Below are 13,102 nucleotides of genomic sequence, written 5' to 3'. Positions count from 1 at the left end.
TATTTATTTATGAGTTTACGTTATTCCGTCTTAGCCAGTGGAAGTACAGGGAATGCCACATTCGTGTGTACAGACAAAGTGAAGGTGCTTGTGGATGCCGGTTTGACCGGTAAACAGTTGGAAAAGCTATTACAGCAAATAGGCGAAGGGGCTGAGAACCTTGACGCCATTTTAGTGACACACGAGCATTCTGATCATGTCAAAGGCTTAGGCGTTCTAGCCAGACGATATCATATACCGATTTATGCCAACTCAAAGACCTGGACTGAGATTGACAGGCTTTGTGGCCAAATCGAGACGGAGCAAAAGTTTCAATTTGAACGGGACAAAGTTATAAAATTAGAGGATTTGGAGATCCTTTCCTATGGAGTATCTCATGATGCGATAGAGCCTATGGCTTTTTGTTTTCACTACCAGGGGAAGAAGTTAAGCTTATCTACAGATATGGGCTACGTGAGCGAAAAGATTAAGGATACCTTACAAGACTCAGATGTATTGATTTTTGAATCCAATCACGATGTTGAGATGCTTAGAATGTGCCGGTACCCATGGAATACTAAGCGTCGAATACTAGGTGATACAGGTCACTTGTCAAACGAGGCAGCGGGAGAAGCACTCGTTGATATCATCTCCGATCGAACGCGTAAAGTTTACTTGGCACATTTGAGTAAGGATAATAACATGATTGACCTGGCCAGAATGACCGTACAACAGACTTTAGAGCATCATGATATCGGTGTGGGACACGGGTTAACGTTACATGATACTTTTCCGGACAAACCGACCAAGCTAACAGCCGTTTAAGAGTCGGTCGCTATATTTTGTAATAAAACGTTCAAGGAACGATCATTGAGATATCATATTTGATCGTTATAATAATATTAAAGTGGTTAAAATTGTTGATGGCATAGTAATGTTACTGTTTTGTAATCTAAATTTGGCAGTTTACCCTAACTTCGCTGTTATATCTTTAGGAATAGGTAGAATACAATCCTTTTATACAGAGGGGGTTTTAACATGGGATATTATGACGAAGAAAGAGAACCATCCACTTCAACTGGTTCTCATCCTGAATTGAAACGTGATTTGCGTCAAAAAAACCAAAGGCCCTGGCTTCAAATGTTAGTATCGTCCATCATTGGCGGTCTAATCGTCGCTGTCTTGGTACCTGGGTTAGCCACGTTAAACCTTTTACCTTACGATGTTGTACCCAAAAATGAGTCCACAACATCCTCTGAAACGACACAAGTGAATCAAGCCGTTGCTCAGCAACAGACGTTAGAATACAAAGTTGAATATGATGTCATCGATGCTGTAGAAGGGGTTTCCGATGCGATCGTTGGTGTCGTTAACATTCAGGAAGGGACGAATTTCTTCTCTCGTAGTGTACAGGATGTAGAGCGTGGAACAGGATCAGGTGTCATTTTCGCCAAGGAAGACGACAGAGCCCATATTGTTACCAATTACCATGTCATCGAGGGAGCACAGCGTGTTGAGGTATCCCTTGCCAACGGAGAACGTGTTGATGCTCAATTAAAGGGCGCTGATCCCCTTACAGACTTAGCCGTACTTGAAATTGATGGCACACATGTGGATACGGTAGCAGAGTTTGGTGACTCCGATTCGATACGTCCAGGAGAGCCTGCCATCGCAATCGGGAACCCGCTAGGATTAGAATTTTCACGTACCGTTACTCAAGGTATTATAAGTGCTAGGGAACGTTCGGTAGAGGTATCACAAGATTGGGAGGTTAATGTCATCCAAACGGATGCCGCTATTAACCCTGGTAACAGTGGGGGCGCATTAATCAACATACAAGGGCAGGTCATTGGCATCAATAGCTTAAAAATTGCGCAATCAGGTGTCGAGGGACTGGGTTTTGCGCTTCCAAGTAATGACGTCATTCCTATCATTGAAGACTTAGTGGCTCACGGAGAAGTTCAGCGACCCTATATGGGGGTTAGCATCATTGATCTAACAGATGTCGACAGCCGCCATTGGACGGAAACCCTTAAGCTACCGGGGGACATTAACCAGGGTGTTGTGATTAGAGGGACTGAAGCCATGTCTCCAGCTGATCAAGCCGGTTTTCAAGAACTTGATGTCATCGTTGAAATTAACGGAGAACCGATTCATAACTCAATGGAGTTACGCAAGTTCTTATTTAATAAAGCTTCTATTGGAGAAACCATCGAGGTGAAAGTATATCGGGGTGGTTTACCTGAAGTTGTCGAAGTCACACTAGAAGCATCTGAATCTTAATAACCGTTTAAAGAATGTACAAAGCGGAGTAAAAGGGTAAAAAACAATCATGTATGATAAGCTATAGCAAGGGAAAGAGGCTGACGGATGGTCTCTTTCCTTTTTTGTTATACTAAGAACAACTGTAATCTAAATGTGGAGGACGAAGAGACATGTTCGTATGTTGTATAGAACACCTAGAATTAGCAATAGACCAATTTGTAGATGAGTACGAGGATGCCCCTGATATTTATAAGCTGGATGAAGTCCGCTTCACTGCGTGGGAAACGCCGGCGAGGTGTGAATTTTGTGATAAACCCCCTCAGTTTTTGGTCGTATAGCTTGGGGATTATTTTTGAAAAGTTATATAACATAAGCCTATAAAAAGCGGCACAGAGAGGTTTGTATATGTTGTAGTATTTATACACACCTGTGGTCAACATGTGGATATCTCAATTTATAGGTTAAACAATATATAGTGTCAACATCGGGGAGGAGTATGAAATCATGAATATATCGGTGATAAGTGTAGGGAAAATAAAGGAAAAGTACTTAAAACTGGGAATAGCGGAGTTTGAAAAAAGATTGACCGCTTACTGTAAGACTCAAATAATGGAGGTCGCCGATGAACAAGCACCAGAACAATTGAGTGAAAAAGAAGTGCAGCAAGTGAAGCACAAAGAAGGGCAGAGAATCCTGCAACATATTAAGCCTGATTATCATGTTATAGCACTGGATATGCGAGGTAAAATGCTATCGTCGGAGCAATTAGCAGAGGAGCTAGACCGACTGCCCACCTACGGCAAAAGCCACATTTGCTTTGTGATTGGCGGGTCGAATGGATTATCTGAAGATGTGTTAAGGCGAGCGAACATGACCCTTTCTTTTTCCAAGATGACATTCCCGCACCAGTTAATGAAGTTAATACTGTTGGAACAAGTGTATCGTACGTTTAGGATTGTGAGAGGTGAGCCGTACCATAAATAGTATTAAACAATGTAGATTAATGTGTAGGCATTGTCGAAGGCAAGATAATAAATATAAATTATGTAATGAAGTACAGCAGTGTACGCAACACAAGGTGGGTATCAATGGATAAAGCATACATTGAATTAAGATCAATTGAAATGCATCAGGAAATGGTCCAGCACAGTCGAGAGGTATATGATTTTTGGGTCAACAACATTCTTTGGACTTGGCAATGGTGGGTAGGGGTATGTTTAACGGTTATACCATGGGTAGTATGGCTCTTACTTAGAAAAAAGGACAGTACACACCGTGTCCTCTTTGCTGTTACAGTAGTGGCGTTTATAGCGGTGTGTATTGATGTGGTTGCTGTATCGCATGGTCTTTGGCGGTATTCCTATGAGGTCTTACCCATAATACCCGCTTTTTTACCTTGGTATGTTTCTCTCATTCCTGTATTTATCGCCTTCTTACTTCAAATAAGGCCTGAAGTTAACCCAGTTGTTAAGGGGATAATATGTGGTGTTGGGGGGTCAATGATAGCCGAGCCATTATTTGAGTGGCTGGGCTTTTATCAAACGGTCCATTGGGAGCATATTTACTCTTTTCCCCTCTATTTTATTGCCTATGTGCTCGCCCATTTTATTAGTAGGAGGCAGTCGTTTGAAAGCCTCGATGACCACGTTTAAAGCTACCGTTAAATAATGAGGTCCATTGATGACTGTTCAATGTATATGATTCATTAAGCACATTATTTTTCTTCTTAGCGTACAGAAAGTATACTTTTACGTAAACCCTGTAATGCAGGGTATTATCAGCATGAACGCCATGTAACAAAAGCTTGAACTCAAAGAAGGAGAGGAGTATAACGATGGGGAAAAAAAGTAGCCACCATCATAACAGATTTATTTGAGGACGTAGAATTCACTGATCCTGCTAAGGCCTTTAAAGAAGCGGGACATGAAGTTGTGACCATCGAGAAAGAAGCCGGAAAGGTGGTTAAAGGTAAAAAAGACACCGAAATCACCATTGATCAATCCATTGACCAAGTTGATCCAGAAGAATTTGATGCCTTATTAATTCCTGGTGGCTTTGCTCCTGACTTATTACGTGGGGATGATCGTTTTGGGGAATTTGCAAAAGCCTTTGTTGAGAAGGAAAAACCAGTTCTTTCCATTTGCCACGGTCCTCAAGTGCTCATTGACACTGATCTATTAAAAGGTGTAGATATCACCGGTTATAAATCCATACGAAATGACTTGAAGAACGCTGGTGCCAATTATAAAGATCTAGAAGTGGTTGTGAGTAAAAATATTGTCACTAGCCGTACACCAGATGATCTTCCAGCCTTTAACCGAGAGGCTTTGAAATTACTAGCTGAATAATATAGGTTATAGGGGCACCACCAATCAATGACATATTGTTTGGTGGTGCTTTATTATGGCACTTAGATGTGTTCCAATGTCAATTCTAAGTAAGTCAAAATATTTTCGTTTTAATCAATTATATGACGTCTGACTAGTATTTTAGGCTGTCTGATTATATTTTTTCACAGGGGACAACTAGCCGTTTCTCTATCTCACAACAAGGAATATAATACTCTAACGAAATGATTGATCATTAGTTATTTTAGTAACGAAGGGGGATGAGAGAAGTGGCTCAGCATCCTGTGGCATTTTTTGATCGATATAACGCCTTTTATCAGACGAGCAGTATAGGCGCGACTAAAAGTCGGCTAAATCATCGCTACCAAGCACTGATTGCTCACAATCAAGCCATTATTAAGGACAAGAGTATACTTGATTTAGCCAGTCATGATGGGCGGTGGAGCTTTGCTGCACTTAAGAATGGCGCGACACAAGTTATCGGCATTGAAGGACGGGACCATCTTGTCCAAAAAACGAATGAAAATATGAGAAGGTACGGTATCGCGCAGCAAAAGTACCGGTTTATAGCAGGTGATATCTTTGAAGAAATGAACCATGTCAAACCGAATACCGTTGATACAGTGTTCTGTTTCGGTTTTTACTATCATACGATGCATCACATGGCCCTTTTATTGAAAATTAAGGCCTTAAATCCTCAACATTTGATATTAGATACTCACATTAGCCCATCCCAACAACCAATTATTAAGCTCAAGTGGGAGGATTCGAGTGGAGAAGGTGCAGCGATTGATAACACCCCAACGGGAAACAAACGCGTTGTTATAGGCCATCCAAGTCGTTCTGCCATAGAAATGATGTTAAGAGATACCGGATTTAGTTTTCAATACTTTGATTGGTCTACACGACAAATAAAGGATTGCCCACAACTTCAAGACTACAGTTCGGGGCAACGGGTAACACTCATATGTAAGAATCTTGCTTATAGTGGTTCTTAGTTCAATAAATGTCTCACTTGTGATACAATGTCTTTAGAGCGACGAAATAAGTGCCTAAAACAATAAATGTCTAAACCCTACACTATAAGCTAGATAAGATTAAAATGATAGTGAACAGTTTAAAATGATAAAAAGTCATCGTTATCCCCCTTTAAATTAAAGGGGGATAAAAGTATGAGCTAGGAGTAGATGGAATCAGTGGCAAACACAACGAATCAAGCGAACGAACACGTAGAATGGGACCAGGCAACAAAAAGAAAAATTGTCTTTTTACTATGTATTATCCTTTTCTTTTCTGTGATGAACGGCACCATGTTTATGATTGCAGTACCTGATATACAAGCTCACTACCAATTGTTACCGTCCGAGGTGAGTTGGGTTGTGACTGGGTATATTATTTTATATGCCGTCGGTGCGTTGATATATGGAAAATTGGCGGATATCTACCCCCTAAAAAAATTAATCGTCATAGGCCTCATTTTATTCTCAACAGGGTCTATACTAGGATTTCTAGCACCGAATTATGTGACGGTGGTCGCGGCTCGCATGGTACAGGCAACTGGAGCAGCGGCTATCCCTGCCTTAGGGTTTATCATACCATCACGCTACTTCCCTAATGAAAAGGGTCGTGTCTTAGGCGTTATTTCATCAACAATGGCTTTCGCATCGGGAATAGGTCCTGTTATGGGCGGGTTTATAGTCGGTGTCTTGAGCTGGCAGTACTTATTTCTTGTATCCGTGCTTGTGCTTGTGACGGTGCCCTTTTTTCAGAAATGGATGCCTGACGAAGAGAAAAAGGTTGGCAAAGTTGATATGCCAGGGGCTGGGCTCATAGCGGCAGGTGTCACTACTTTAATATTGTTTATCACTACGTTTCAGTGGGAATACTTACTATTAAGTCTCATATTTTTTGTGTTATTTGCTTGGCAGATACGTCGCAGTGACGATCCATTTATCCGTCCAGATGTGTTCACTAATGTTCCTTTTCGCACCACAATATTAGCCGGGTTTTTAGGTATTTTTGCTATGTTTAGTATGATGTTTATGTTGCCCTTATTCTTAAGTGAGGTGAATCACCTAGATGCGATGCATATCGGTTTCGTTCTATTTCCAGGTGCAATGGGAGCTGCCCTGATAGGGAGGCTCGCTGGACGTTTAACGGACCAATACGGTAGCCGACGCATCGTTTATCTTGCCCTGGGGTTGATGGTAACCGGATTTTTCCTACTATCTACGTTTGCCGGGACTCCCCCTTGGCTGGTAAGTATTGTGTTAATCGTAAGTTATATCGCTTTCCCTTTTCTTCAGACATCGACAGCCAACCTGCTGTCAACGGTATTGCCAAAGGAAAGAATAGGCATTGGTATGGGTATTTATAATTTATGTAACTTCATGTCCGGTGCGTTTGCTGGTGCGATCATAGGGAAAATGCTAGACCTGAATCAGACGAAGATGCTATTGAACCCTATAGCACAAGCAGACGGCGTGGCCATGATATATAGTAATATCTTTGTGGGCTTAGTCATGCTCACTGTGCTCAATGGTGCTTACTTTTATCTCGTTTTTCGGAAGATAGACGTGTAGCATTTTTTCTAGGACTAGGAAGTAGGAGATTGATAAAGATATACGAAGTATTTTTATATAAGGGGGTGGTTAACTGTTTTTGTAAGCAGGTACGATAGCCATATTGAATAGTCTGCCTGAATGTAAACGCTTGTGTATCACCCTATAAAAGTGATAGTATAATTTATTGTACATAAGGTATGAAATATAAAAATGTAAAGGAGTGCTTGCTTTGAACCGATTAAAATTACATCGTTACTTTGTTTTATTGCTCTTATTCACCGTAGTGTTAGCTGGCTGTGGTGCTGGTGAAGAGGCGCCTGGCACAGACGATGAAGGTCTACAGGAAGGTGAAGGAGAGGCACAACAGTTGACGATTGCTCGTAACAATTGGGCTGAGAATGTCGCTGTATCTGCTATGTGGGAGATTTTATTAGAAGAACAAGGCTATGAAGTTGATGTTCAAGCAATGGAAAAATCCCCTGTGTGGGTTGCGACGGCTCAAGGTGACGTAGACATTGCTCCAGAGGTGTGGTTACCACATACGGATGAACCTCTATATGAGGAATTTGGAGAACAATTGGAACTGCATGAAACATGGTACGATAACACGACGCTGGGTTTAGCTGTGCCTGAGTACATGGATATTAACAGTATCGAAGAGTTGAATGAGAAGAAAGATGAACTTGGCGTTGATCGCATTATCGGTATCGACCCTGGTGCTAGTCTGACTCAACTTACACAAGAAACAATACAAGAATACGGTTTAGAGTACGAACTAGTCACTAGCTCTGAGGCGGCTATGATAGGCCAATTAGAAAGTGCTTATAATAATGAAGAAAACATTGTCGTCACACTATGGAGTCCACATTGGGTATTCTCGGAGTATGACTTAAAGTACTTGGAAGACCCTAACCTTGTTTACGGAGAACCAGACGATATTTATTATGCCACACGCCAAGGGTTTGCAGAAGATCATCCAGAAGTCGTAGAATGGATGAACAATTGGAAAATGGATGATGACACATTAGGTGAGCTCATGACCATGATTAATGAGTCTAGTCCTGAAGAGGGCGCTAGAACTTGGATTGAAGAGAACCGTGATCTAGTTGATCAATGGATTCAATAAGCTACGTTTGTATAAAGGCTTGACGTTATGACAACGTTAGGCCTTTTTTTTGTAGAATTTACAAAACCTTAACATAAGGTTCATTTCAGCTTAAACAACCCCCACTATAATTGGGTTTGTAATCAAATGTCATTTAATCAAAAAGGGTGGGGGGAATAAGTAATGAAACAATTCAAATGGACCACAATGCTAGTAGCATTGTCTGTTTTGGTCACGTTATCAGCTTGTGGAAACACGGAAGGGACAAGTGCAAGTGGGGATGATACATTGCAAGGAAGTGTTGTCATCGATGGCTCCGGTACTGTATATCCTTTTATGGCCTTAATGGCTGAGAACTATATGTATAACGAAGAAGAAGGGGTATCTGTAGAAGTAAGCCGTGCAGGTACAAGTGCTGGATTTAAGAAATTCTTAGTGGATGAAAACGGAACGGACTTCAACGATGCTTCACGTCAGATTAAAGATGAAGAAGCAGCTCTAGCAGAAGAGTTAGGTATCGAGGTAAAGGAATTGAAGGTCGCACTTGACGGTTTAACCTTCGTTGTCCACCCAGACAACACTTGGGCCACTGAACTGACACAAGAGGAAGTGATTCAGATATTCCTTGGAGAAAAAAAGAATTGGTCTGATATTCGTGAAGATTTTCCGGATGAACCGATCAATACCTACGGTCCTAATGAAAACCATGGAACGTATGAGTTCTTCTGGGAAGAGATTCTAGATGAGCAGGATTTAGTCGAGGGTGTTAACTTGCAACAAGAATATTCAACATTAGTAGATTTAGTTTCAAAAGATGAATACGCCATTGGATTTTTCGGCTACGGTTACTATGTCAACAACACAGACAAAATTAGTGCTGTTAACGTTGATTTCGGTAACGGCCCTGTTGAACCATCTCTCGATACGATTGCTGAAGATGGCGAATATGCTCCCTTCACTCGCCCGGTTTTCACTTACCTTAATGTGAACTTAGCAAAAGAAAAACCACAGGTACTAGACTTCGCGATTTATACTATGAAGAATGCTGCACAGGTGGCAGAGGAAACCGGATTTGCGCCACTACCAGCTGAAGATCTACAAAAAGCGGTAGAAGAACTAGAGGCACTACAGCAATAAATAGAACAAGCACTTGAAAGTATAAAAGAATAGATCCAAGTGATTTAAATTAAAGTTTCAATCACATGAAAACATCAGTATAGAACTAGGACAAAAGAAGATGAGAGCAGTAGGGCTTTCATCTTCTTTCCCTGTTTAGGTCAAGTGCTGTGTCTAGAGAAAAGGGGGTCAACAATATGGATAAAAACATGGCTCATCCAAATAAGCACAATACCCAAGAGAATGGTCTAAACGTTAGACAACTGATTGAACAAAATAAGAAAACAATGAGTATTTCCAGATATATAGAGAAGATTATTCCAAAGATTCTATTGATGATTGCCATTATCTCTATTCTTACAACGGTCGGTATTTTATTTACTTTACTATCGGAAACCATCGCTTTCTTCAAAGATGTTTCCCTCATCTCGTTTTTTTCAGGGACAGAGCTTAAGCCACTGGGCCAAAATGCGGCCTTCGGTGTACTGCCGCTCTTAACAGGAACCTTTCTCTCCAGTTTGATCGCCATGCTGGTTGCCATTCCCATCGGGTTAATGTCTGCCATTTATTTGAGTGAGTATGCGTCAGAAAAGGTTCGACGGTTGGTAAAGCCTATATTGGAGATTCTTGCTGGCATACCAACCATTGTTTACGGATTCTTCGCCCTGACGTTTGTGACACCTTTTTTACGCACATTTATTCCAGGTTTAGATGCCACGAACATTCTTAGCCCAGGCATTGTCATGGGCATCATGATTATTCCAATGGTGGCCTCACTGTCGGAGGACGCGATGAGTTCAGTCCCTCAATCAATACGCGAGGGTGCGTTAGCCCTTGGTTCAACGAAACTAGAGGTGACATGGAAGGTGATTGTTCCAGCGGCCTTATCTGGCATTATTGCCTCTTTCGTGTTGGCCATTTCTCGCGCTATCGGAGAAACGATGATTGTCACAATTGCAAGTGGAAGTTCGAAAAACTTCACGTTTGACATTACGCAGTCCATGCAAACCATGACCGCTTATATTGTAGAGGTTGCGAGCGGTGAGGCAGCAGCAGGCACAACGCTCTATTATAGCCTATATGCAGTTGCCATGACGTTATTTGTATTTACATTAATGATGAACTTACTTGCTCATTATATTTCTCGTAAATATAGACAAGAGTACTAGATGGAAGGGAGGTTTAAAAATGAAGCGTCTTGACCCTGTACACGTGCAAAAAAGAATGGGCTCACGAGTCATGGTGAACAACCTTGCGAAGCTATTATTTCTTCTGGCTACGATGTTTGGTCTCATCATTCTTATTATTCTATTCTACCGTGTTATTATGCAAAGCATAGGTTGGATTGACTTGGGTTTCCTGACAGGGAAACTATCAACAAACCCTGAACGTGCCGGCATTATGGGAGCTATCTTAGGCACGGCTTGGCTCATGCTCGTAGTAGCACCCGTCACAATGCTCCTGGGAGTAGGTACAGCGATATATATGGAGGAATATGCGAAAAAAGGTCGCTTTTTAACCTTCATTCAAACGAATATATCTAATTTAGCAGGCGTGCCATCGATTGTATTCGGGTTGCTCGGCTTGACGATATTTGTACGTGGGACGAACTTTGGTAACGTCGTTCTTGCGGGAGGACTGACAATGTCCCTCCTTGTCCTTCCCATCGTCGTTGTGGCCAGTCAGGAGGCTATCCGTTCGGTACCGGGCTACTTGCGAGAGGCGTCTTATGGTATGGGCGCGACGAAATGGCAGACCATCCGTCAGGTTGTCTTGCCCACTGCGACCCCAGGCATCATCACCGGTGTGATTTTAGCTCTATCCCGTGCAATTGGGGAGACAGCACCGTTAGTCGTTATCGGCATTCCCGCATTACTGATACCGTTCCCGAATGGCATTTTTGATAAATTTACAGTATTACCGATGCAAATCTACTATTGGACGGTAGACTCAGCTCTTGTTAATGAGTACATGAACTTAGCAGCAGCATCGATCGTCATTCTGTTGGTGGTTCTAATCAGTATGAATTCAATTGCCATTTATGTCCGTAATAAGTTCCAGAATCGCTTTTAAATCTAAGGGGGTAATAGGAATGGCTGTTTTAACTAAAGAGAAACATGAGACGGTTCAGCCTGTCGTGAGCGATGTTAGTACACCATTGAATAATGTAGACAAAAAGTGTGCATTTGATATTAAGAGCCTAAACCTATGGTATGGTGAGGATCAAGCGCTAAAAAACATCAACCTCTCCATCCTTGAAAATGAGGTGACTGCCATTATCGGTCCGTCTGGCTGTGGGAAATCTACTTTTATTAAGACCCTAAACCGAATGGTTGAAATGGTCCCCATTGTCAAAACGTCTGGAGATATTATCTATCGAGACCGTAGTATTTTTGACCCTCGTTTCCGGGTTGAAGAGTTACGAACGAGAGTGGGCATGGTCTTCCAAAAACCCAATCCATTTCCTAAATCAATCTTTGATAACGTTGCTTACGGCCCTAGAATTCATGGGATTAAGAACAAGGCTCAGCTTGAGGAAATCGTTGAAATGAGCTTAAAGGGAGCTGCCTTATGGGATGAAGTGAAGGATCGCCTTCATGAAAACGCGTATGGGCTATCTGGTGGACAGCAGCAGCGTCTGTGTATTGCGCGATGTTTGGCTATTGAGCCCGATGTGATTCTCATGGACGAACCAACATCAGCGTTAGATCCGATCTCCACGCTTAAGGTAGAAGAGCTCGTGCAGGAATTAAAGGAGCATTTTAGTATTGCGATCGTGACACACAATATGCAACAGGCAGCACGTATATCAGATAAGACGGCCTTTTTCCTTAATGGAGAGGTGGTTGAGTATTCAGATACACGTGATTTATTCTCTAACCCAGAAGATAAACGAACGGAAGACTATATTACGGGTAGATTCGGATAGGAGGGATGTCGGTGATACGTTCTCATTTTGAAACTGGCCTTAGAGAGTTAAAAGATTTACTGTTACAAATGGGTGAACGAACGGAGCAAGCACTGGACCAATCAATAACGGCCTTAAAAGAACAAGATGTCGTACTCGCCGAAAAGATTATAGATCAAGACATTAAGATTAATCGACTAGAAGAAGAAATTAATGAAAAAGCTATTTTAATGATTGCCACACAATCCCCTGTCGCATCGGACCTGAGGCGGATTATCGCTGCATTAAAAATCTCAAGTGATGTCGAGAGAATAGGGGATTATGCCGTTAATATTGCCAAGTCAGTGCAAATGATCGGCCAGAAGCCGTTAATTAAACCTCTCGTTGACATCCCTGAGATGGCTAGCATTTCACAAACAATGCTGACACAGTCCTTACAAGCCTATTACGACGAAGATTTGCAACTGGCAAAAGATGTTGCTGAAACGGATGATAAAGTGGACACTATGTATGGGATCACAGTTCAAGAATTACTAGTGCTCATGAGCCATAACGCTGACGCAATAGAACAAATTACGCAACTTGCATTTGTTTGCCGCTATTTGGAACGAACAGCAGACCATTGTACAAATATATCTGAAAGTATTATTTATTTAATCAATGGTAAGCGGTATGACCTTAATGATTAATGGCCTTTATCACCACACGATTGAAATTATAGTAAGACGACCCCGTGAGTGCGCTGTCGGAATCGACAGCGTTTTTTTCTATAGCAAATATCACTAGCGTTGCATAAAAGTCTATTCATTATTTGACA

The 13,102-nt window shown here is 41.7% G+C and carries 13 protein-coding genes and 1 pseudogene; all 14 read left to right on the top strand.

The annotated features are described in order from the left end of the window. Positions 1 to 9: 9 nt before the first annotated feature. The 14 genes and pseudogenes from JKM87_RS16845 (at position 10) to phoU (ending at position 12,974) form a co-directional block, all read left to right on the top strand. Positions 10 to 804: an MBL fold metallo-hydrolase gene (locus JKM87_RS16845; RefSeq protein WP_202081541.1), complete on the top strand. Its 795-nt coding sequence runs from the start codon at positions 10 to 12 to the stop codon at positions 802 to 804. A 213-nt stretch (positions 805 to 1,017) separates the two neighbouring features. After that, on the top strand, positions 1,018 to 2,262 hold the full coding sequence (locus JKM87_RS16840) for a S1C family serine protease (RefSeq protein ID WP_202081540.1): 1,245 nt from the start codon (positions 1,018 to 1,020) through the stop codon (positions 2,260 to 2,262). A 152-nt stretch (positions 2,263 to 2,414) separates the two neighbouring features. Beyond that, positions 2,415 to 2,582, top strand: a complete 168-nt coding sequence (locus JKM87_RS16835; RefSeq protein WP_202081539.1) for a CxxH/CxxC protein — start codon at positions 2,415 to 2,417, stop codon at positions 2,580 to 2,582. A 166-nt stretch (positions 2,583 to 2,748) separates the two neighbouring features. Next, positions 2,749 to 3,228 (top strand): 23S rRNA (pseudouridine(1915)-N(3))-methyltransferase RlmH, encoded by a 480-nt coding sequence (gene rlmH, locus JKM87_RS16830; protein ID WP_202081538.1) that lies wholly within the window; start codon positions 2,749 to 2,751, stop codon positions 3,226 to 3,228. 104 nt (positions 3,229 to 3,332) lie between these two features. Continuing rightward, positions 3,333 to 3,896: a CBO0543 family protein gene (locus JKM87_RS16825; RefSeq protein WP_202081537.1), complete on the top strand. Its 564-nt coding sequence runs from the start codon at positions 3,333 to 3,335 to the stop codon at positions 3,894 to 3,896. Between the two features lie 189 nt (positions 3,897 to 4,085). Then, positions 4,086 to 4,592, top strand: a pseudogene (locus tag JKM87_RS16820) (type 1 glutamine amidotransferase domain-containing protein); the annotation flags it as partial. Positions 4,593 to 4,861: 269 nt separating this feature from the next. Continuing rightward, positions 4,862 to 5,590, top strand: a complete 729-nt coding sequence (locus JKM87_RS16815; RefSeq protein WP_202081536.1) for a methyltransferase domain-containing protein — start codon at positions 4,862 to 4,864, stop codon at positions 5,588 to 5,590. Between the two features lie 189 nt (positions 5,591 to 5,779). After that, on the top strand, positions 5,780 to 7,174 hold the full coding sequence (locus JKM87_RS16810; RefSeq protein ID WP_202081535.1) for an MFS transporter: 1,395 nt from the start codon (positions 5,780 to 5,782) through the stop codon (positions 7,172 to 7,174). Between the two features lie 211 nt (positions 7,175 to 7,385). Continuing rightward, on the top strand, positions 7,386 to 8,282 hold the full coding sequence (locus JKM87_RS16805; protein ID WP_236838920.1) for a glycine betaine ABC transporter substrate-binding protein: 897 nt from the start codon (positions 7,386 to 7,388) through the stop codon (positions 8,280 to 8,282). 162 nt (positions 8,283 to 8,444) lie between these two features. After that, a complete protein-coding gene (locus tag JKM87_RS16800; protein ID WP_202081534.1) occupies positions 8,445 to 9,398 on the top strand; it encodes a PstS family phosphate ABC transporter substrate-binding protein in 954 nt (317 codons plus the stop codon). 176 nt (positions 9,399 to 9,574) lie between these two features. After that, positions 9,575 to 10,546 carry a phosphate ABC transporter permease subunit PstC gene (gene pstC / locus JKM87_RS16795; RefSeq protein WP_202081533.1) on the top strand — a complete coding sequence of 324 codons (972 nt, stop codon included), beginning with the start codon at positions 9,575 to 9,577 and terminating at the stop codon, positions 10,544 to 10,546. 19 nt (positions 10,547 to 10,565) lie between these two features. Then, the gene (pstA, locus tag JKM87_RS16790; protein ID WP_202081532.1) at positions 10,566 to 11,450 is read left to right on the top strand and encodes a phosphate ABC transporter permease PstA; all 885 of its coding nucleotides are present in this window, start codon (positions 10,566 to 10,568) and stop codon (positions 11,448 to 11,450) included. A gap of 85 nt (positions 11,451 to 11,535) precedes the next feature. Continuing rightward, on the top strand, positions 11,536 to 12,306 hold the full coding sequence (gene pstB / locus JKM87_RS16785; protein WP_419761872.1) for a phosphate ABC transporter ATP-binding protein PstB: 771 nt from the start codon (positions 11,536 to 11,538) through the stop codon (positions 12,304 to 12,306). Positions 12,307 to 12,311: 5 nt separating this feature from the next. Beyond that, positions 12,312 to 12,974, top strand: a complete 663-nt coding sequence (gene phoU / locus JKM87_RS16780) for a phosphate signaling complex protein PhoU (protein ID WP_202081530.1) — start codon at positions 12,312 to 12,314, stop codon at positions 12,972 to 12,974. Positions 12,975 to 13,102: the final 128 nt, after the last annotated feature.

Source organism: Caldalkalibacillus salinus (assembly GCF_016745835.1).
Lineage (GTDB): Bacteria > Bacillota > Bacilli > Caldalkalibacillales > JCM-10596 > Caldalkalibacillus_A > Caldalkalibacillus_A salinus.
Note: the sequence above shows the minus strand (reverse complement) of the source record. Positions and strands in the feature narration are given on the sequence as shown.